The sequence below is a fragment of the Nocardia sp. NPDC005366 genome, assembly GCF_040606855.1.
Classification (GTDB): Bacteria; Actinomycetota; Actinomycetes; order Mycobacteriales; family Mycobacteriaceae; genus Nocardia.
The window spans coordinates 1-20,887 of record NZ_JBEXFQ010000053.1 but is presented as its reverse complement, the minus strand read 5'-3'; the positions used below and the strand labels follow the sequence as shown (position 1 = coordinate 20,887).

The following is a 20,887-nucleotide window of genomic DNA, read 5'->3' as shown; positions in this document are numbered from 1 at the left end:
CCAAATCTAGAACGGGTTCCAATCGGGTATATACAGATTTGAAAAATTGTCTACTCGTTGGCGTCGCCGTACACGATCAACCAGATCGCCCTGCCGAGCGCGGCGGCGAGCGCGTCGTCGGAAATCCCCGAGGACGGCGCGAACGCGACGGTGATGGACCGCTCCACCATCGAGGTCAGCACGATCGCGGTCGCGGCCGGATCGACAGCGGCGCTGATCATGCCGCGTTCACGATCGGATTCGAGACGGGCGCGCACCATATCGACGAAGGTGGCCACGCGATCACGCCAGTAGGCCCCGACGTCACGGTCGTAACCGGCCACCTCGCTCAACGCGAGCAACAGATAGCGATGCTGGCGAAAGCCGGAGATCATCGCGCCGATCGCCTGGACGACACCGCTCTGCTGATCGGTGTGCTCGTTCTCCCACCACTGCTCGGCGGCGGCGAACAGGTCGGCCGTCGCCAGATCCGCCATGCGGATCAGCAGCTGGCTCTTATCGGGAAAGTACCGATAGAAGGTCGATCTGGCCGCCTGCGATGCCACCGCGATCTTCTGTACCGCGATTTCGGTATAGGGCGTGCCATCGGCGAGCAATTCCTCGACGGCGCGCAGCACGCGCTGTTCGAAATCGGCGCGGCGATCGTCGGACTGCTTGCGCGACGCCCGAGGAACGCGGGTCAGCGACGACATCCGCAGTCCACTCGCCACCGCACTGCCGACATCCGTAGCGATCGTTCGATCGAAGGATCCATGCGGCCATTGTGCCGTGACCGTTTCGCCGTTGACATTCGGCGGGTGCCGAAACACCATGTATCGGACATAGTGTCCGATACGACTCGACCGAGGCGATCACGATGAACGATTCCCCCATTGCGGCCGTCGAGGACACCGAAGTCGTCGTGGTCGGCGCGCGCTGCGCAGGCTCCGCCACCGCCATCGCGCTCGCCCGCGCAGGCCGTCAGGTCATCGCCCTGGACAGCGCTTCTTTCCCGTCCGACACGTTGTCCACCCACCTGCTGTGGCCCGCGGGCGTGGCCGAACTCCGGCGGCTCGGCGCCCTGGCGCGGGTCGAGGAGGTCGGCGCACCGCACCTGACGACGGCATTGGCCGTCGGCGCGGGCTACCAGGTGACGACGCCGTTCACCCCCATAGACGGAATCGACTACTCGATATGCGTGCGCCGCATCCGACTCGACGCCGCGTTGGTCGACACCGCGGCGGCGGCCGGCGTCGAGGTGCGCGAGAAATGCCGTGTCCTGGAACTGATCTGGGAACAGGGCCGATGCCGAGGGGTGCGCTATCGCGACCCGGGCGGCGAACTACGCGAACTGCGGGCCGCGCTCGTGGTCGGCGCCGACGGACGGCGCAGTACCGTGGCACAGCTGGTCGGAGCACAGGAACCGTTCGCGGACAAGCGAAGTGGGCGCGACTGCTATTTCGCCTACTGGCGCGACGGCGACACCGCGCACCGTCGCATCGCGGCGCAGTGGCGGGAGGGCGCCGATCTGGGCACCGCGTTCCCCTGCGACGACGATCTCGTCCTGAGCCTGGTTCAGCCGCCCGCCCAGCCGGGACCGCTGCGACCGGGCGAGGCCGAACGGCGCTACACGGAGGCCATCGAGCGCATTCCCGGCCTCACCGAGCGCTTGCGCGGGTCGACGCGGGTCGGCCGCGTGCGATCGGCGACGAATCTGTCCTCCTACTTCCGCCATTCCTCCGGCCCCGGATGGGCACTGGCGGGCGACGCGGGACATTTCAAGGACCCGATCACAGCCCAGGGCATCCGCGACGCGCTGCGGTACGGGCGCATCCTGGGCGAACGGGTCGCGCCGGTGCTCGACGAGCCGGCCGCACTCGACGTCGCACTGCGCGACTGGGAGCGGTTACGCGTCCGCGAATGCAAGGGCCTCTACCAGTGGACCAATCGCCTGGCCAGGGGAGAAGCCATGCGGCCGTGGGAGATCGAGCTCTACCGCACGGCCGCCGAGGACCCGGTCCTCGCCTCGGCGACCACCGATATCTTCTCGCGCATCAGAGAGCCGGTCGAGCTGTTCACACCGTTCGAGGCGGTATCGCTGTCGATGCGGGCCCTGTGGCGTTCGCGCGCCCATCCGGTCGCCGTGGTGCGCGACACCGCGCGCGAAGTACGCGACACCGCCGCCGACTGGCTGGAATCCCGGCGAACTCTCCACGTCGGATACCGGGCCAGTCCCCCGCCGGGCGCGCAGACCTCCACCCTCCCCACTGCCCGTCCCGCCACCAATTGCCCAGGAGATCACCGTGTATAACCCCTCTATCGGCAGACGAGACCTGCTGCGCGGCGCTTTGGCAGGCGCCGCGCTGACCGGCGCCGCATTGTCCGCGACACCCCTGTTCGGCGCACCCGCTGGCGCGGACGCGCCGCGGCGCACCCCCGCCCTGCGTACCGGGGGTCGGACGGTGGCGATTCTCGGCGGCGGGATGGCCGGGCTCAGCGCCGCGCACGAACTCATCGAACGCGGTTACGACGTCACCGTCTACGAACCGGACTATCTCGGCGGCAAAGCGCGCAGCATGGGCGTTCCGAACACCGGTGTCGACGGCAGGCTCGACCTGCCCGGCGAGCACGGCTTCCGCTTCTTTCCCGGTTGCTACCAACATGTTCCGGATACAATGGCCCGAATCCCCTTCCCCGGCAATCCGAACGGCGTCGCCGACAATTTGGTCCGGGTCGAGGGCGCGGTCGCCGGATTCCGGGGCAGGCCGCCAATTTTCGCGCCGGTAGAGGCCGGATCGCTCGACCAGCTGACACCGGAACTGTTGCAGAACAGCATTATCGGCGCATTCGGTTTCATCCCCGAATTGCCGCCCACCGAACTCGCGTTCTTCGCCAAGCAGATGACGGTGTGGTTCACCTCCAGCCCCGAACGCCGCTTCGGGCAGTGGGAATACGTCACCTGGGAACAGATCATGCACGCGCCGGGTAAGTCGCGCGCGTATCAGGACTACCTCGTCAACGCGCTGACCCGCATCACCGTGGCGGCCAAACCGCATCTGAGTTCCGCGCGCACCATCGGCACCATCGGCGAGGCGCTCGTCCTCGCGGCGACCGGGCTCATCCCCCAGTTCTCCGGCGGCGTCGATCGAATTCTCAACCGACCGACCAACGAAGCCTGGATCGATCCATGGGTCGCCTACCTCGGCTCGCGCGGGGTCCGTTTCGTCCTGGATCAGAAGGCCACCGCCCTGCGGCTGCGCGACGGCCGGATCGACTCGGCCACCGTCGTCGACTCCCGCGGCGCGGCGACCACCGTGACCGCCGACTGGTTCGTCTGCGCGATGCCGGTCGACCGGGCCGTCGACCTGCTCGGCGACGATATCCTCGACGCCGATCCACGGTTGGCGGGTATGCGCGAACTCCAGACCGATTGGATGGTCGGCATCCAGTACTACCTCACGACGCCGACCGAGATCCCCGAGGGCCATATCGCCGCACTCGGCACGCCGTGGGCGCTCACCGCGCTGCGCCAGGCGCCGATGTGGGTCGGTGATTTCGCCTCCCGATACGGTGACGGCACGGTCCGCGAATGCCTGTCCGTGGACATCTCCGACTGGGATTCACCGGGAATCCTCTACAACCGACCTGCCAAACAGTGCACGGCCACCGAAGTGTCCGCCGAGGTCTGGGCCCAGCTCTCGGAGTGGCTCAACACCGGAACCGGGTGGTTGCGGCGCGAGGATATCCACTCCTGGCACCTCGATCCCGGCGTCACCTGGTCCGGCGGACGAACCCATAACGCGACACCGCTGCTGGTCAATACGGTCGGCTCCTACGATCACCGCCCCGAAGCCCACTGCGCCATCCCGAATCTGTTCTTCGGTGGCGACCACGTTCGCAGCCATATCGACCTGGCCACGATGGAAAGCGCGAACGAATCCGGCCGGGCCGCGGCCAACGCGATACTCGACGCCGCCGACGACCCGTCCGAGCGCGCGGCGATCTTCCCGCTGGTCGCGCTGCCGATATTCGAGCCGGCCAAACGCATCGACGCCGACCGGTTCCGCGCCGGGCTTCCCCACCTACTGGAGGGATGAGCCCGGCGGATCGCCGGTCGACCAGGATATGACCTACGGGCGCGGCACTAGCTGGCGGAAAGCAGAGCCGTGAGCTGACGCACGTCGCGCGCCGGAACCTGTGCGGTCCACAGTGTTTCGGTGGTGGCGGTGACCTCGGCGGCGAGACCGGCCGCGCGCAGCGCGCACGCCGTGAACGCGCGGCCCGCCACACTCACCCGGTGCCGCGCCGACTCGGCCGCGCCGTCGAATTCCCTCGGGAGGTCCGCACCCCAGAACATCGTCCTGACGCCGCCCCGGTTCACACACTCGAGCACACCGTCGCGAACCCGGTCGTCGGACCGGTAGCTTCCGGTCGCGACGGCGAGGGTGTCGATATTCGACTCGTGCAGCGGCATCGCCAGCATCTGCTCGAGATCGACGACGAGGACGCCGAGGATTTCCAACGAACGAATGTCGCTGTGGTCGGCGACAGCCACCGTGACCTCCCATCCGGCGGTGGTCATATCGAACAACCATCCCCCCAACCGGCGCACCGCGTCGCGGGCCGATGGGGCGATGACGACAAGTCTGCTGCGCAGGGGACGCCGGATGGCATCGGCCCGCCAGAGGGCAACGGATCGGAAGCCGACGCGACGGTCGAGGGAGTTTGCGGAGTGTCGAACCATAATTCTCATTCCGTTCTGTGCGAATCACGACAGACCTGTCACCTGAGCCGTTCACGCGCAGCGACCTTCGCACGGTAACGAGGCAGCGAAAGTCCGCGCCGCGGTCGCGGCTCAGCTCGGGTGTCAGGCCGAGGACGTGTGCGCGGTACCGGACTGGGGGTGCACCGCGCTCCCTCGGGAGCCTGTCGAAGCCCACAGTAACCGCGTTATCGGCGCGAGACCAGGGGTTGCCGAAGTCACATGTGTGATACATATCACATATTGCGGGGTGGTAGCTGGGCGCTTCCGCTAGTGGTTGAACGGCGAGGAGTAGTTGGGGTCGATCTCATGGGTCTCCACCCCCGAGCGCGCAGCCTCCGCGGTAGCCGCATTGTCGCTGGTCAGCCGGAACACCGCACGTTCGAGCGTGGGCAGTATCTCGGTGATCTCGATATTCTTGTCGACGAAACGGCCGATCAGGGCGTACGACATATTTGCCAGGACCACGCCGACGTCCTCCGCATAGCGCGGATCAGCACCTTTGAATAGCGGAATCGCGATCGGCATGATCGCGATCACTCCCTGCGTATCCAAGCTTTCCCCGCCCGCTCCGCGACGCGTGCGGTAGTAGGCCTCGAGCATCTTGGGGTGGTCCTCCCACGGCTCGAAAACATACGTCAGCAGGCGCATCACCCCGTCGTACAGGGTTTCGCTCGCGGCGGGCGGGGTCACCGCCGCGTAGGTGTTGATCTCCATCCAGCGCCGGACAGCGGCGACGAGTAACGCGTCTCTCGTGGCGAAATGTTTGTAGACCGTCGCCAACGACATATGAGCGCGCTTCGCCACCTCCCTGAGTTGGACGGCGTCGTACCCGTCGGACTCGAGCAACTCGAGCACCACGCCGATGATCTGCTCGGATATCGCCTCGTCACGTTCCCGGCTCACGTTCTCACCCTAAACCGGCGCCCTCAGTAACCGCATTACTCTGAGCGAATTCCGACCCGTGGGAATCCCCCCGGCCGTTCGGCAGCCGCATGACATCAGTCGGTTCCGATGACGACGCCGCGCAGGCACGGGGTGTCGGCAGGACGGCAAGCGCGCTGGTGGCTCGCGCGCCGGATCTGGATCGGCCGACGACCTGATTTCCCACCCGCAGGGCCACCCGTGACGCCGCGCGGATGTTTGCACTCGCCGAACCGGGCTATGCGGTAAGAGACCGGTCGATAGCAATTACCGGTTCCGCCTCAGGAAAGGGATCTTCATGAGCACCACCGACAAGGCGAAGAACAAGGCCGACGACATCGCGGGCCAGGCGAAAGAGAAGTACGGCCAGGCCACCGGCGACAACCAGAAGAAGAACGAAGGCAAGGCCGACCAGGTCAAATCCAACCTGAAGGACGCGGGCGAGAAGGTCAAGGACGCATTCCGCCACTGACGCCTTCCGATGACATCCGCGGCGAGCGGGTACCGGCCCAAGGGGCTCGGACCCGCTCGCCCTTTTTCTATGCCGGGCCGCGTATATGCCATCGGCTCACATTCGGCCGCCCGGTTCCGATCAGCCCGGGTTCCGCGGGCAGGCACCGGGTATCCGCCGATGGAGGAGGTGCGAAATGCCGAAGGAATGGACCGATAAACAGGAACGGCAGTACGAACACATCAGGGATTCCGAGAAAGACCAGGGTGCGAGCACTGAACGGGCGAAGGAAGTCGCCGCACGGACAGTGAACAAGAATCGCGCCCAAGCGGGCCAGACGAGAACCGCCAGCCGCACATCGGTGCAGGACAAGTCGCCGCAGCAACGCGGCGGTCAGCGATCGGGGCGCGACGGGCCGAAAGGTCCCACCCGAGATCAGCTGTACAACGAGGCGCGGCAACGCAATATCGAGGGCCGCTCGACAATGAACAAGAGCCAACTGGCTTCCGCTCTGAAACGCAAGAAGGCATCGTGAGCGCGTCACCGTAGCCGGAATTCTCGGTGACACGAAAAATGGGATGCGAGCCGATTCGGCTCGCATCCCATTTTTGATATCCGGTCAGTTGTCCTTCTGCTTGGCGGCCTGCCTGGCTTCGTTCAGGTCGGCGGCGGCACGCGCGGATTCGGCCTCGGCTTCCTTGCGGGCCGCGTCACGCTGCGATTCGGCCTTGTCCTGCTGGGCCCTGCCTTCTTCCTTCAGATCACGGTCGCCGGCGACGGCGCCCGCCGCCTCCTTGGCACGACCCTTGATGTCCTCGATCACGCCTTCGACGGCTTCACGGGGTCCGCTCGCATGCTCAGGCACATTTACCTCCGAGTCTCGGAATCGGCTTACATTCGGGCGCATACCCGGTCCGAAGCGTCCAAACCTGCGAAGGGTCGACCGAGCCCGCTGGAAACCGTCGACTACCTGGGCGGATGCGGCGAGCGGGGGTGATCGGGGTCACCATCGATCCCGATCGCACGCGGCTATCGGCGATGAACCCTGGCGCACACCTGTTCGGTGAATTCGCTCGTCGACGCCGAGCCGCCGAGATCAGCGGTGGCGATACCCGACGCGAAGGCGGAGGCGACGGCATGTTCGATCCGCTCACCGGCGTGCCCGAGCCGGGCATTGCCGTCGCGGGTGCCGAGCCAGTGCAGCAGCATGGCCGCGGACAGCTGCAACGCGACCGGGTTGGCGCGATTGTGCCCGGCGATCGTGGGGGCCGCTCCGTGCACCGCCTGCGCCATGGCCCTGGTGGCCGAACAATTCAGCGAGGCTGCCGTGCCGAGGGATCCGCTCAGTTCGCCCGCCAGATCGGAAAGGATGTCACCGAAGAGATTCTCGGTGACCAGTACGTCGAAATCGCCCGGCGCGCGGACCAGATGCGCGGCGGTGGCGTCGACGTGTTCGTCCAGAACCTCCACACCGGGATAGGAATGCGCGATGTCGAAGCAGACATCGCGGAACAGCCCCATGGTCATCGGCAGCACATTGGCCTTGTGCACGATGGTGACCCGCTTGCGGCGGGTGGCGGCGAGCCGGAACGCCTCGTGTGCGATCAGTTCGCAGGCCCGGCGAGTCACCACGCCGACGGCCATCGCGACATCCGGTGTCGGCCGGAACTCCCCCGATCCGGCGAACATATTGCGATCGGCGTAGAAACCCTCGCTGTTCTCCCGCACGATCACCAGATCGATATCGGGCGCGAGCGCACGCACGCCGGTGAATGCCCTGGCCGGACGGATATTCGCGTACAGGCCGAAATGTTTGCGAATAGCGCCGCCGGGCGCGACGCCTCGTCGATATTCGGCCGGATAAGAGACATTGTCGTGCGGTCCGAGAATCCAGGCATCGAGCTCGTCGAGCGCCCGCAGCGTCTGTTCCGGCATCGGATCGCCGTATTCCTCGATGGCCTGGTGCCTGATGAGCAGCGACACCCATTCGATCGGCGGCGCACCCACCGCGAGCAGTGCCTCGTCCACCGCCGATCGGGTGGCGCGGACCACCTCGGGACCGATGCCGTCCCCCTCGATCAGGCCGAGCCGTAGCGGTTCACTCACATCCTTCACCCAGGTCATCCTGCCTTCTGCGGCCGATACGCGGCGAACCGGCCCGCGGACACGCCGGGACGGCTAGTTTCTGGAGACCATGGTGCAGTCGGTCGAATTGCTGCTGGACGACGCGGCCGATGCCGAGATCCGGCGGCAGTGGGAATTACTTGCGCAGGCGGGCGTCACGAGCCGGGCCGCGCATACCGCCGAGACCAATCGGCCGCATATCACCGTCGCAGTGGCGAGACAGATCTGGCCGCGTATCGACCGCACCCTGGACGAACAGCACTTCCAGCCCATCCCGGTGCGGCTCGGCGGGCTGCTGATTTTCGGGAAGCGACACCCGATCCTGGTCCGACTGGTCGTGCCGACCGAACCGTTGCTCGCACTCCAGCGACAGATCTACCGCGTGGTCGCGCCGTGTCCCGGCGTTCCCGCCACTGTGCGTCCCGACGGATGGACCCCGCACGTCACCCTCGCTCGCCGGATCCCGATCCCGTCACTCGGCGAGGCCGTCAATGCCGTCGCACACGATCGTGATTTCCCGGCCACCGTGGTGGGTATACGGCGTTGGGACGGCGATTCGCGGCGTGCGTGGCAGGTCGCGGCACGCGGTGAGGAACATGGAAGATAAATAGCGAGCCGGGCGTTGGAAACTGGCGACACCCGAAACGAGAGGACGTCATGGCCACCCAGACGCTGACCCAAAAGAATTTCGATGAGATAGTCACCGGAAACGACGTGGTACTCGTCGATTTCTGGGCCTCTTGGTGCGGTCCGTGCCGCAGTTTCGCCCCCACCTTCGAGGCCTCCTCCAACCAGCACCCCGATGTGGTGCACGGCAAGGTCGACACGGAGGCGGAGCAGAGTTTGGCCGCCGCGGCGAACATCCGCTCCATCCCGACCATCATGGCGTTCCGCGAGGGCGTGCTGGTCTTCGCCCAGCCGGGCGCCCTCCCGCCGGCCGCACTGGAGGATCTGGTCACCCAGGTCAAGGCGCTCGATATGGACGAGGTACGCAAGCAGCTCGCCGAGCAGCAGGCGAGCGCCGAATAATCGGCCCTCGGTCCGGGCGAGCCCCGGCTCGTATCCCCGAGAACGGGCCCGCGAACCTCCGTGGTTCGCGGGCCCGTCGTCTATCGCTACCGCCGTATCGGAACGTCACCGATACGGCGGCACTGGACTGCCGGTAGCACTATGAGCGAGCGCCGAGGCGGTTGATACTCGAAATCATCGCGCGCACAGTCGATTCCCCGCCGTCATCGGCGAGGGCAGCCCCCCAGCCACACCGTCCGTTGAACTCGCACCGCACGAATGTCGCGGTGCCGTCGCTGGTGTGGCGCTGGTGGAATTGCAGGATCTCGACCGGGTAACCCTCGTCGTAGAGCGCCGAGGTGAGCGCGGCGACCGGACTCCCCTTAGCGGCGACCGATCGCAGGTGATCGGTGAATTCCAATGTCGCGGTACATTCCGAGCCATGACCCGCGCCCGCCCAATCGGTGAGCCGGACCGGACCGGACTGCACGCAATACCGGTCGAAGAATTCCGCCGGGGTGAGCCCGGTTGTCTCCGCGCGCAGGCCCTTGGGGGCGGCGGCGATGAACGTGTGCGTATCGAGAGTGAGGATCGTCATTGCAGTAGAGGTCTTCCCGAAGAATGTCGGTGGAAGGGGACCAGCATCAACAATCAACGGCCCGCAGCGAGGGGGCCGGTCCGAATCAGACCCCGCTGCGGCGGGCTACTACGAGAAGCCGCGCCTGTGCCATCTTCGCGGTTAGCGAAAGGAGCACCACGCTGTCGCGGTCTGCGACAGTCAGCGCGGCGCTGCGGCTCTGGGCGGGATTCGGCACGCGATCGAGAATAGGCATATCGGACCGCGATAGCAACCTTATCCGGCACCCGTTTTCCGCTACTCGTGCGTACTATCGCCGCAGCTCAACCTATACGCCGTCGAATCGGGGCGATGACAGGCCGACGAGTACCGTGGATCACATGGGCGTCCTCGTTGCCATGACAATTCCCGGCCTCGCCTGCCTGCTCGTGGCGCTGGCCTTCGCCGAGGTGCTCTGGAATCGCGTCACCGGCGGCCGCTTCCTCCCCTGGTCGAAGCGCACCGACCGACCCGTGGCCGCCGCGGGATTCGAGCAGGTCACAGCCCTGTTCCAGGGCGCGAAACACCACGAATTCGAGCAGCGGCAGACGACATTGATGCACCGGGAGGATCCGTCCGACGGCGCACCGCCCCGCGACGAGATCGATCTCGGCGCCGGCGGGGCGCGATTGGTCCGTCGCGCCGAATAGCGTTCTCACGCTCGGCGAGTCGAGGACGCGGTGGTGAGAGAACTCACACAGCTAGCGGCGACCGGGTCGTCATCGCGCGGCGCCTGCCAGCCGTGCCACGATCGGGTGCGGCGGCGTCTCACCGCCGGACGCCGTGCGATGCAATCCGCGCCGGTCGTAGGTGATCGTCGCCGTCGCGCCGAGGACCAACCCGACCGCGACACCGAGGATCGTCATCCAGACCCCGTGGGAGAGGCCGGCTTCCATGCTGCCGTCGAAGAACAGGATGGCGCGCACTGCGAGGTAGATCTGATGCATCGGTTCGAAGCGCGCGAGGACCGCGACGTACCCGGGCACGGCCTCCAGCGGCACCGTCGCGGCCGAGGAAGGCAATCCGAGCACCACGAACAGGATGAGATTGACGAGCAGACCGGCGGTGCCGAAGGTGGCGAGCACCGCGAGCGCGGTGAAACCGACCGCGATGATGGCCAGTGTCCCGTAGAGCCACAGCAGCAGCGCGCCGGGCAGCGGCACCTCCAAAAGCCGTGCGACGCCCAGGAATACGCCCGAGAGCAACGGCGCGGCGACACCGATGACGGCCCATTTGATCAGCAGCGTGCGGAATCGGCTGATGCCGGTGGCCGGTGGCTGCACGAACCACGGGCCGTATTCGGTGGGGGTGAAACCGAGCAGCGAGTCGACCATGGTGTGGATGATCATGGCGCCGGTGAATCCGGCGAGCAGCAGAATCAACGTGTAGAAGAACGCGATCAATCCCTGGCCCGCGCCGTCGCCCATCGGCCGGTACGGCGCTTGGACGACGTCGATCGGATCGGCGAGCAGCAGCCTGGCCGCACCGCTGATCTTGTCGCTCGCCGGATCGGCCGCACCCGCCGCGAGGGTCGCGTCGACCCGCTCGGTGAGAGTCTTACCGACGGTTTCGTCGACCTGATCCAATGCGGTGTCGGCGATCCGCTGCATGATGCCGGTGGCGTAGGGGCCGACGCGCGGGTTGGTGTGCACGGTGATGACGGGGCGTTCCATATCGCCGGGCACCACCGCGCCCGCACCGAGGATCACCAGACGCTTGGTGAAATCCGACGGGATGATGATGGCGCCGTATACCCGCCCGGACTTCAATTGCGCTCGGGCTTCCGAGATTCCGAGAAGCCGGAGGTCGACCTTGTCGGACGGGACGCGTTCGACGAGGGCGGCGGTGATCTGGTCTCCGAAATTCTGCGGCGCGCCGTCGACGGTCTCGCCCACATCCTGATTCACCAGCGCGATCGGGAAGTCGTGCAGGTTCTTCTCCGTATTGCTGGCATATCCGAGATACATGGTGGCGAGCAGCGCCGCGAATACCGAGAGCAGCGCGATCGGGGCGGTGAAGATCCTGACCGTCATGGAAACTGAATGTAGGCAGTGCCTACAAAGTAGTCAATGCCTACATCTTGTTATCCTGCACTCACCATGTCACTGACCCGTGCTCGCTCCTATCATCACGGCGACCTGCGCGCCGAGTTGCTGCAGCGGGCCGAGGCGACGTTGCGCGAGTCCGGCGTCGACGGACTGTCACTGCGAAGACTCGCCCGTGACGTCGGCGTCAGCCATGCCGCACCGACCCGCCATTTCCGGGATAAGCAGGCGCTACTCGACGCACTCGCGGTCGCCGGATTCGAGCGGCTCGGCGCGTCGTTCGACAATCTCACCGCGGGCGAGTCATTCGCGGAACCGATGCGGGCGATGGCGCTCACCTATCTGCGGTTCGCCACCGAGAATTCAGCACTGCTCGCACTCATGTTCGCGCGCAGGCACAGCCCCGTCGCGGGCGACGAGATGTCGCGGGCCGTCGACCACGCCTTCGCCAGACCGGTCGCGCTGATCGCGGACGGGCAATCGCGCGGCGAGATCATCCCCGGCGACCCCCGGCGCATCGCCCTGACCGCCGTGGCCGCCCTCCAGGGACTGGCCACCTTCCTCGGGTCGGGGCTCGTGTTCCCGGAAGCCGCGGACGCGTGGCTCGACGACACGGTCACCCATGTCATGCTCGGCCTGCGTCCGCGGCCGGAGTGAATGACAGCTAGTGGGCCGCGGAATCCCAGCTGCGGCCGGTGCCGACGGAGACGTCCAGCGGCACCGAGAGCGCGATGGCCGAGGACATCTGTTCGCGGGCAAGGGTTTCCAGCGCCTCCCTTTCGCCCTCGGCGACTTCGAAGACGAGTTCGTCGTGGATCTGGAGCAGCATGCGCGAGCGCAACGCGGCCTCGCGCACGGCCCGGTGCACGTTGATCATCGCCACCTTGATGATGTCGGCCGCGGTGCCCTGGATCGGGGCGTTCAATGCCATCCGCTCGGCGGACTCGCGGCGCTGCCTGTTGCTCGAGTCCAGATCGGGCAGGTACCGGCGGCGGCCGAAGAGGGTTTCGGTGTAGCCGACCTTGCGTGCCTGTTCGACGACCTCGTAGAGGTAGTCACGGATACCGCCGAAACGATCGAAGTAGACCTCCATCTGCTCCTTCGCCTCGGTGGTGCTGATCTTCAACTGGGCCGCGAGACCGTAGGAACTCAATCCGTAGGCCAGACCGTAGGACATCGCCTTGATCCGGCGCCGCACTTCGGGGGTCACCTCGGAAATCGGGATGTCGAAGGCCTTGGAGGCCACGAAGGTATGCAGATCCTCACCCGAGTTGAATGCCTCGATCAGACCCTCGTCACCGGAGAGGTGCGCCATGATGCGCATTTCGATCTGGCTGTAGTCGGCGGTCATCAATTCCGCGTAGCCGGGGCCGACGACGAAGGTGTCACGGATCTGTCGACCGGTATCGGTGCGAATGGGGATGTTCTGCAGATTGGGCTCGGTGGAGGAAAGCCTGCCGGTCGCCGCGATCGTCTGGTTGAACGTCGTGTGGACGCGTCCGTCCTCGGCGACCGATTTCAGCAGCCCGTCCACGGTGACCTTGAGCCGGGTGGCGTCACGGTGTTCGAGCAGATGCTGCAGGAACGGATGCTCGGTCTTCTCGAACAGCGATTCCAGCGCGTCGGCGTCGGTGGTGTAGCCGGTCTTGGTGCGCTTGGTCTTCGGCATATCGAGTTCGTCGAACAGCACCACCTGCAACTGTTTCGGCGAGCCGAGATTGATCTGCTTGCCGATCACGCCGTAGGCGGCATTGGCCGCGTCGGCGACCTTGTCGGCGAATCGGCGTTGCAGCGACTCCAATTGGTCGATATCGACCGCGATGCCCGCGTCCTCCAGGGTGGCGAGCACTCCGAGCAGTGGCAATTCCATATCGGAGAGCAACGGGATGGATTCGATCGTGGCCAGTTCGGCGTCGAGCGCCTCGGCCAGATCGAGAACGGCCCTGGCGCGCAGCATTTCGGTCTGCGCCACCTGCGCGTCGACGGTGTCCTCGTCATCGAGCAGCGACAGCTGCTGGGTCTCGTCGGTTTCCGCGCGCAATTCCCTGTGCAGGTATCGCAACGAGAGATCATCGAGATTGAAGGTGCGCTGGCCCGGCCGCACCAGATAGGCGGCGAGCGCGGTGTCGCTGGTCAGACCGTTCAGTGCCCAGCCGCGTCCACGCAGCGCGTGCATGGCGGCCTTCGCCTCGTGCAGCGCCTTGGGCACCTCGGCGTCGGCCAGCCAGGCGCCGAGTGCCGCTTCGTCCTCCGGTGTGAGCACGGTGACGTCGATATAGCCGCTCTCCCCGTCGGCGGCGGCGATGGCGAGCGCCTTCACGTCGCCGTTGACCGGGGTACCGGTGCCGACCACCGACACCCCGTGACGCGTTCCCGCGGTGGCGTGCTCGGCGAGCCAGTCCGCGACCGCACCGACTTCGAGTGCGCCGCCACTGATTTCGAAACCTGCCTCGGCCTCGGGCTCCGGCGGGGCGAGAGTCTCGAAGAGCCGGTCGCGCAGTACCCGGAATTCCAGATCGTCGAACAGCTGGTGGATCTTGTTGCGGTCCCACGGTTGCTGGGCCAGCTGCTCGGGGGTGTAGGGCAGCGGCACGTCCCGCACCATCTCGGTGAGCTGCCGGTTGAGCACCACGCTGCTGAGGTTGGCCCGCAACGAGTCGCCGACCTTGCCTTTCACCTCGTCGACCTTGTCGACCAGCGTCGCGAGATCGCCGTACTCGCGCACCCACTTCGCGGCGGTCTTCTCCCCCACGCCGGGAATGCCGGGCAGGTTATCGCTCGGGTCGCCGCGCAGCGCCGCGTAATCAGGGTATTGGGCCGGGGTGAGACCGTATTTGGTCATCACCTCGTCCGGGGTGAACCTGGTCAGATCGGAGACGCCCTTGCGCGGGTAGAGCACCGTGACCTCGTCGTTGACCAGCTGTATCGCATCGCGATCACCGGTGACGATGAGCACACGGAAACCCTCCGACACCGCGCGGGTGGTGAGCGTGGCGATCACGTCGTCGGCCTCGTAGCCGTCGATCGCCATCACCGGAATGCCGAGTGCGCCCAGCACATCCTTGGTGAGTTCGACCTGGCCGCGGAATTCGTCGGGCGTCTGACTGCGATTCGCCTTGTATTCCGGGTACGCCTCGGTGCGGAAGGTCTTGCGCGAGACGTCGAAGGCCGTGGCGATATGCGAGGGCTTCTCGTCGCGCAGCAGGTTGATCAACATCGCGGTGAATCCGTAGACCGCGTTGGTGGTCTGCCCCGTCACCGTTTTGAAGTTCTCCGCCGGTAGCGCGAAGAACGCGCGATAGGCGATCGAATGCCCGTCCAGCAGGAGCAGCGTCGGCCGGTCCCCACCGGCGGAGTCGCTGGAACCGGAGCCGGTGGCTGGACGCTGCGCAGTCGTGGGTGAACTCACGCCCCAGAGTCTAGGGACCGGCACCGACAAGGCGATACGCCGACACCCGCGCGGGCGGACCGGCTCGGCGGGGACGTTCAGTCCACGTTCATTCGGGCGGCGTACCAGGTATTGCATTCCCAGGTGTCGCCCTTGTCCGAACCCCATTTCCACCAGCCCCAGACATTGGCGTCGGTGCCGTGTACCCGCGGTTCGCCTGGTCGGTCGCCAGCGACGCGGTTCACCCGCGCGGCCTCGTTCCAGGTCCGCTCATCGATATCACCGCGATCGAAGCTGGTGCCGAGGAACATGCCGGAGAAACATCCGGCCTGTAGTTCCCACCGCCTGCCCTGTTCCTGGCCCGCCGCCGAATTCCAGCCGAGTGCGGCGCGCTTATCCGCGTACGCGCGCGTCAGGCCGATGACGGTCTGGATGTGATGGCCGTATTCGCGGGCGACGGCCGCCAGCTGCGCGCCGCGGCGCGAACCGACGGCCAACGGCCGCACCGTGTCGAAGGGCAGGACAATCGTCTCGTCGATCGCGCAATAGGAACTCTCGCGGATCGCGAACAGTTCCGGCTCGCACGGACTGCTCACCGATCGGACCTGTTCGGGCGCCAGGACCCGCGGTGAGCGGAACGGCAGTCCCGCACCGCGCAGCGTCGGCTCCCACGAGGCGTCGAGGCAGCCGATGGCCGCCTCGTAGAAATCCTGCGCCGCCAGCGCGTCGTCACGCCACCGAGGCAGCGCGCAGTCGACCCGCTCGAGTCCGATGTGCTGGGCGAAGAGTGGATGATCGACCAGCGCCGACACCGCTCGGCTCGACGGGATCGGTGCCACGCCGATCTGCGCTACACCCGCCAGCGGCCCTGACGCGGTCGGCGGCGCACTGTCGCCCGCGGGATTCGGCGCTTCGGTCACCGCGCCGTGGAAGCCCGGCACCCCATCGGCCGAGGAACCCTGGTGCGCGCCGCGCATCTCCTTCGGATCGGAGGTTCTGCCCGTGGCGACAAGGGCAGCCGCGGTCAGAATTCCGACCACACCGTAGGCCACCAGAACGGGGAATCGTCGACCACGCCGCATCCGGTCCCACCGCGTCGTCAGCGGCATGTTCACGACAATTCCCCTGACCAGCAGATCAACGCATCACATATCGAACCCGACGCGGTAACGACCGCTATCGGGGCGCGGGGTCCGGCACGAGTTCGCGTGCCGGACCTTCGCACTCAGCCCACGCCGAGGTAGGCCGACTTCACGGCCGAATCAGTCAGCAGTTCGCCGCCGGTACCGGTTTTGGTCACCTCACCTGTCTCCAGGATGTAGGCGCGATCGCTGCGGGCAAGCGCCTGCTGCGCGTTCTGCTCGACCAGCAGCACGGTGGTGCCCTGTTGGTTGATCTCGCTGATGATCCGGAATATCTGCTGAATCACCATGGGCGCCAAACCCATCGATGGTTCATCGAGCAGCAGCAGGCGCGGCCGCGCCATCAGTGAGCGGCCGATGGCCAGCATCTGCTGCTCACCGCCGGACAGGGTGCCGCCGACCTGTTTGCGTCGCTCCGACAGCCGAGGGAACAGCTCGAAAACCCACTCGAGCGTGCGGGAGTACTCGACCTTCTGCTTGAATCCTCGCCCGTAGCAACCCATATCGAGGTTTTCCTGCACCGTCATCCCGGGGAAGACGCCCCGGCCCTCCGGCGCCTGGATCAGCCCGCCGATCACTCGCTCGTGCGCCTTCAGCTTCGTGATGTCACGGCCCTCGAACAGGATTCGGCCCTCGGTGAGCGGCAGCAGTCCCGACAGGGCACGCATCGTCGTCGTCTTGCCCGCACCGTTCGCGCCGAGCAGGGTGACCAGCTCCCCTTCCGCGACCTTCAGCGAAATCCCGTGCAGCGCTTGGATTCTGCCGTAGTTGACGACCATGTTCTCGACTTCGAGCAGCGCGGGCGCGTTACCGAAGTCACGGGCCGCGCCCGCGCCACCGGGGGTCGGTTCCTCACGCACCGACATCGGCTCCGGACCGTGCCCCGGCCGCACGATCGGCAACTTCTGCGTCGGCTGATCCACCGAGAAGAGCCCCGTGGTCTCGGATTCGGCGCTCTGCGTGGGGATCTCGATCCCGGCGTCGGCGGCGGCCTGCTCTACCTCGGTGTCGGGCACGCCGAGGTAGGCCGCGATCACCGTGGGATCCTCGCGGATGTCCGCGGGCAGTCCGTCCGCGATCTTGCTGCCGAATTCCAGGACGACGATGCGATCGGTCACGCCCATGACCAACCGCATATCGTGCTCGATGAGCAGGACCGTGAAGCCGTCGTCGCGGATCTTGCGGATCAGATCCATCAGCGCCGCCTTCTCACTGGGATTGAACCCCGCGGCGGGTTCGTCCAGGCAGAGCAGCTTCGGCTCGGTGGCCAGCGCGCGGGCGATCTCGAGTCTGCGCTGATCGCCGTAGGACAGGTTGCGCGCCTTCTCCACCGCGTGCGGCGCGATGCCGACGAATTCGAGCAGCGCCATACCGCGCTCGATGGCGTCGTGTTCCTCGCGACGGTGCCGCCGCGTGCGGAACACCGCACCCGGCACCGAGGTCCGGTGCCTGGCGTCGGTGCCGACGACCACGTTCTCCAATGCCGTCATCTCGCCGAAGAGCCGGATGTTCTGGAAGGTCCGGGCGATACCGAGCCGGGTGATCTCGTTGCGCGAGGTCTTCGTCAGCGGTTTGCCGTCGAAGAAGACGGCGCCCGACGCGGGTTGATAGACACCGGTGATGGCGTTGAAGCAGGTGGTCTTACCCGCGCCGTTGGGCCCGATCAGTCCGAGGATCTCACCGCGGCGGATTTCGAAACTGACCTTGTTCAATGCGGTCAGACCGCCGAACTGCACCGTCAGCTCCTCGGTGCGCAGCAGTGGCGCGCCGATCTCGGTATCGATATCGCGATGTGCCGCGACGACTTCGGCGACGGTCTCGGCGTCGCCGAGGGCGGGGATCACCGCGGTGACGTCCACCATCCCCGCGCTGCTCACCCGTTCCTGTTCGGCGTAACCCGCCGCCATATCCTCGTTGTCGAACAACGCGCCACCCGGGCCCGGCCCGGTCATCGGCCCGCTCCCACGGCCACCGGCTCCTGCGCCGGACGACGCACTGCCCGGTACACCTGCCTGCCGTAGGCCAGCAATTTCTGCCGGGCCGGGAACAGACCCTGCGGTCGCAGAATCATCATCACCACCAGTGCGATACCGAAGTACAGATATTTCAGGTCACCGAGCGACTGCGCGCCGCCCTTGCGGAACAACAGCACACTCCCGAGCAGAAGCAATCCCATCACGCCGGTGAGAACCGTCGCGGTGATGACACCGCGCTGAATCCACGGGCCCAGAAACTGCACCTTGATCCGCCACGCCACCAGCAACCCGATGAATACGGCCACGTCCAGCGCCAGAAGCAGATACCCGGTGGACTCCTGGGAGACCAATTGCACCGACTGCAATCGCAACGGCAGATAGGCGATCAGGAACGCGCCGACGATCACGCCGAGTTTGTTGCCCTTACCGCCGAGCACCACAGCGCACAGGAACAGCATCGAGGTGATGATGTCGAATTGGCGCGGGTTGACGTAGGTCACCTGCCCCGCGTACATCGCGCCGGACAGGCCGCCGACGGCCGCGCCGATCGTGAAGGCCCACAGCTTGAATTTGAAGGTGGGCACGCCCATGATCTCCGCGGCGTCCTCGTCCTCCCGGATCGCGACCCAGGCGCGGCCGACGCGGCTGCGCTCCAGATTGCCGACGATCAGCAGAACGATGATGACGAGCACCAGACCGAGCCAGAACCACCAGGTGCCGTTATTGGCCCGCACGAACGGATTCCAACTGCTGGTATCCCCGAGATTGCCCGGCGAGAAGACACCACCCGGATGGGATTCGGATTCGCCGAGCCGCGGGTAGGCGATCTGGGAAAGCCCGAGACTGCCGTTGGTGACTTCGCCGAGATTGTCGGCGAGCAACCGGACGATCTCGCCGAATCCGAGGGTGACGATCGCGAGGTAGTCACCGCGCAGTCGCAGTGTCGGCGTGCCGAGGATCAGACCGGACAGCGCCGTCACCGCGATCGCCAGCGGCACGCATGCCAGCCACGCCCAACTCGGAGTCAGCCAGCCGCCATCGGTTTGATTCCACGGACTGTTCGGACTGGTGAGCAGACCCACGGTATAGGCGCCGACCGCGTAGAAGCCGACGTAGCCGAGGTCGAGCAGACCCGCCTGGCCGACAACCACATTCAGGCCGACCGCGATGAGCGCGTACATGGCGAACTGGGCCATGACACCGCCGAAACTCACCGCGGGCGTGTCGAGCAGCGGCGGCGGATACAGCGGGAGCAGCGCCAGCGCGATGATCGCCGGAATTCCGACGGCCCACTGCGCGGGCCGCGACAATCCGCCCCACCAGTCGCGAAGCGCGTCGCCGAGACCGGTTTTCGCCGGCGATGCGGGTTGTTCGATCACGTCGGTCATGCGCGCGCCCTTCCGAGGCTTTCACCCAGAATGCCGGTCGGCCGGAACATCAGCACGGTGACCAGCAAGACGAACGCGACCACATCGCGCCATTCGGTGCCGAACAGGATCTGCCCGTACTGCTCGGCGACCCCGAGTATGAGTCCGCCGAGCAGCGCACCGCGCAGATTGCCGATGCCGCCGAGTACCGCGGCGCTGAATGCCTTGATGCCGAGGATGAATCCACCGGAGTAGATGATGCCGGTCGGCACCCGCAAGGTGTAGAGCAGCGCGGCGGCGCCCGCGAGCACACCGCCGATGAGGAAGGTCAGCATGATGACCCGCTCCCGCGAAACACCCATCAGCGTCGCGGTATCCGGATCCTGGGCGACGGCGCGAATGCCGCGCCCGAATTTGGTCTGGTTGATCAGCACTTCGGTCACGATGGCGAGGAAGACGGCCGAGACCACGATCACGATCGCCACGTTGGTGACATCGGCGCCGAGAAAACTGAACTGCACCTTGGGATCGACGAGCCGGATACCGGTCTGCGCGTTGGTGCCGCCGAGTCCGGGTTTGATCTTCGGCAGGATGTAGTGCACGAATTCCTGGAGGACGAACGACATGCCGATCGCGGTGATCAGGAAGGCGAGCGGCTTCGCGCCGCGTTTGCGCAAGGGCCGATAGGCGACGCGTTCCAAGCCCACCGCCGCCGCGCCCGACACCGCCATTCCGAACAGCATGGCGAGTCCGAGGAAGACCACGGTCATCACCACACCCTGGGAGTAGACATCACCGCTCGGCGTGAATCCGAGTAATTCCAACCCCACGTAGGAGCCGAACATACCCAGCATGAATATTTCCGAATGGGCAAAGTTGATGAGTCGCAGCACGCCGTAGACCAACGTGTAACCCACGGCGACAAGGGCATATATCGACCCGTAGGTTAGGCCGTCCACGGTGAGGCGCCAGAATTGGTCCACCACCCCGGAGACATTGAAGTCGATCGACCCGTTGGCAAGCAGGGCCACGGCGACCGATGCGGTTGAAGGCATTCGTATCTCTCGCGTCGGGCAAACGGCGTGTGCGGGTCCTCGCGGACCCG

At 66.2% G+C, this 20,887-nt stretch carries 20 protein-coding genes and 1 pseudogene; 8 read left to right on the top strand and 13 right to left on the bottom strand.

The features are described from left to right. Window positions 1–50: 50 nt before the first annotated feature. Complete coding sequence (locus tag ABZS43_RS34185) at window positions 51–692, bottom strand: TetR/AcrR family transcriptional regulator (RefSeq protein WP_355040142.1); 642 nt, start codon at window positions 690–692, stop codon at window positions 51–53. Window positions 693–856: 164 nt separating this feature from the next. Here ABZS43_RS34185 and ABZS43_RS34180 point away from each other — a divergent pair, with 164 nt between their 5' ends. Both ABZS43_RS34180 and ABZS43_RS34175 read left to right on the top strand, forming a co-directional pair. Continuing rightward, entirely contained in the window at window positions 857–2,290 is a 1,434-nt protein-coding gene (locus ABZS43_RS34180; RefSeq protein WP_355040141.1) for an NAD(P)/FAD-dependent oxidoreductase, read from the top strand. Further along, a complete protein-coding gene (locus ABZS43_RS34175) occupies window positions 2,283–4,076 on the top strand; it encodes an FAD-dependent oxidoreductase (protein WP_355040140.1) in 1,794 nt (597 codons plus the stop codon). The genes ABZS43_RS34180 and ABZS43_RS34175 overlap by 8 nt, the downstream gene beginning before the upstream one ends. Window positions 4,077–4,123: 47 nt before the next feature. Here the strand turns inward: ABZS43_RS34175 and ABZS43_RS34170 are convergent, their stop codons facing one another. Beyond that, a complete protein-coding gene (locus tag ABZS43_RS34170) occupies window positions 4,124–4,723 on the bottom strand; it encodes a hypothetical protein (protein ID WP_355040139.1) in 600 nt (199 codons plus the stop codon). A 288-nt stretch (window positions 4,724–5,011) separates the two neighbouring features. Further along, window positions 5,012–5,647, bottom strand: a complete 636-nt coding sequence (locus ABZS43_RS34165; RefSeq protein ID WP_355040138.1) for a TetR family transcriptional regulator — start codon at window positions 5,645–5,647, stop codon at window positions 5,012–5,014. 316 nt (window positions 5,648–5,963) lie between these two features. On the opposite strand from ABZS43_RS34165, the gene ABZS43_RS34160 reads away from it, so the two are divergent. After that, window positions 5,964–6,137 carry a CsbD family protein gene (locus tag ABZS43_RS34160; protein WP_355040137.1) on the top strand — a complete coding sequence of 58 codons (174 nt, stop codon included), beginning with the start codon at window positions 5,964–5,966 and terminating at the stop codon, window positions 6,135–6,137. 175 nt (window positions 6,138–6,312) lie between these two features. After that, complete coding sequence (locus ABZS43_RS34155; RefSeq protein WP_355040136.1) at window positions 6,313–6,651, top strand: plasmid stabilization protein; 339 nt, start codon at window positions 6,313–6,315, stop codon at window positions 6,649–6,651. 84 nt (window positions 6,652–6,735) lie between these two features. Here ABZS43_RS34155 and ABZS43_RS34150 read toward each other — a convergent pair whose 3' ends face one another. Continuing rightward, window positions 6,736–7,023 carry a CsbD family protein gene (locus ABZS43_RS34150; protein ID WP_355040135.1) on the bottom strand — a complete coding sequence of 96 codons (288 nt, stop codon included), beginning with the start codon at window positions 7,021–7,023 and terminating at the stop codon, window positions 6,736–6,738. A gap of 122 nt (window positions 7,024–7,145) precedes the next feature. Next, window positions 7,146–8,240 (bottom strand): isocitrate/isopropylmalate family dehydrogenase, encoded by a 1,095-nt coding sequence (locus ABZS43_RS34145; protein ID WP_355040134.1) that lies wholly within the window; start codon window positions 8,238–8,240, stop codon window positions 7,146–7,148. 70 nt (window positions 8,241–8,310) lie between these two features. Between ABZS43_RS34145 and ABZS43_RS34140 the strand changes: the two genes are divergently transcribed. Beyond that, window positions 8,311–8,847 (top strand): 2'-5' RNA ligase family protein, encoded by a 537-nt coding sequence (locus ABZS43_RS34140; RefSeq protein ID WP_355040133.1) that lies wholly within the window; start codon window positions 8,311–8,313, stop codon window positions 8,845–8,847. Between the two features lie 50 nt (window positions 8,848–8,897). Then, window positions 8,898–9,269, top strand: coding sequence for a thioredoxin (trxA, locus tag ABZS43_RS34135; protein ID WP_355040132.1), 372 nt, complete (start codon window positions 8,898–8,900; stop codon window positions 9,267–9,269). Between the two features lie 139 nt (window positions 9,270–9,408). Here the strand turns inward: trxA and ABZS43_RS34130 are convergent, their stop codons facing one another. Next, on the bottom strand, window positions 9,409–9,846 hold the full coding sequence (locus ABZS43_RS34130) for a 2-keto-3-deoxygluconate kinase (RefSeq protein ID WP_355040131.1): 438 nt from the start codon (window positions 9,844–9,846) through the stop codon (window positions 9,409–9,411). A gap of 359 nt (window positions 9,847–10,205) precedes the next feature. Between ABZS43_RS34130 and ABZS43_RS34125 the strand changes: the two genes are divergently transcribed. After that, window positions 10,206–10,514 (top strand): DUF6191 domain-containing protein, encoded by a 309-nt coding sequence (locus tag ABZS43_RS34125; RefSeq protein WP_355040130.1) that lies wholly within the window; start codon window positions 10,206–10,208, stop codon window positions 10,512–10,514. Window positions 10,515–10,583: 69 nt separating this feature from the next. On the opposite strand, the gene ABZS43_RS34120 is transcribed toward ABZS43_RS34125, so the two are convergent. Continuing rightward, on the bottom strand, window positions 10,584–11,897 hold the full coding sequence (locus ABZS43_RS34120; protein WP_355040129.1) for a DUF3533 domain-containing protein: 1,314 nt from the start codon (window positions 11,895–11,897) through the stop codon (window positions 10,584–10,586). 66 nt (window positions 11,898–11,963) lie between these two features. Here ABZS43_RS34120 and ABZS43_RS34115 point away from each other — a divergent pair, with 66 nt between their 5' ends. Next, window positions 11,964–12,566 (top strand): TetR/AcrR family transcriptional regulator, encoded by a 603-nt coding sequence (locus ABZS43_RS34115; protein ID WP_355040128.1) that lies wholly within the window; start codon window positions 11,964–11,966, stop codon window positions 12,564–12,566. Between the two features lie 7 nt (window positions 12,567–12,573). Here the strand turns inward: ABZS43_RS34115 and polA are convergent, their stop codons facing one another. From polA to ABZS43_RS34085, 6 genes and pseudogenes are all read right to left on the bottom strand, one after another. Continuing rightward, window positions 12,574–15,318 carry a DNA polymerase I gene (gene polA / locus ABZS43_RS34110; protein ID WP_355040127.1) on the bottom strand — a complete coding sequence of 915 codons (2,745 nt, stop codon included), beginning with the start codon at window positions 15,316–15,318 and terminating at the stop codon, window positions 12,574–12,576. Between the two features lie 77 nt (window positions 15,319–15,395). Continuing rightward, a complete protein-coding gene (locus ABZS43_RS34105) occupies window positions 15,396–16,406 on the bottom strand; it encodes a neutral zinc metallopeptidase (RefSeq protein WP_355040158.1) in 1,011 nt (336 codons plus the stop codon). 116 nt (window positions 16,407–16,522) lie between these two features. Beyond that, a complete protein-coding gene (locus tag ABZS43_RS34100) occupies window positions 16,523–17,218 on the bottom strand; it encodes an ABC transporter ATP-binding protein (protein WP_355040157.1) in 696 nt (231 codons plus the stop codon). A gap of 219 nt (window positions 17,219–17,437) precedes the next feature. Further along, window positions 17,438–18,391: pseudogene (locus ABZS43_RS34095) on the bottom strand (ABC transporter ATP-binding protein); the annotation flags it as partial. Further along, complete coding sequence (locus ABZS43_RS34090; RefSeq protein WP_355040126.1) at window positions 18,388–19,803, bottom strand: branched-chain amino acid ABC transporter permease; 1,416 nt, start codon at window positions 19,801–19,803, stop codon at window positions 18,388–18,390. The pseudogene ABZS43_RS34095 and the gene ABZS43_RS34090, both read right to left, overlap by 4 nt. Next, on the bottom strand, window positions 19,800–20,837 hold the full coding sequence (locus ABZS43_RS34085; RefSeq protein WP_355040125.1) for a branched-chain amino acid ABC transporter permease: 1,038 nt from the start codon (window positions 20,835–20,837) through the stop codon (window positions 19,800–19,802). Before ABZS43_RS34085 ends, ABZS43_RS34090 begins: the two co-directional genes overlap by 4 nt. Window positions 20,838–20,887: the final 50 nt, after the last annotated feature.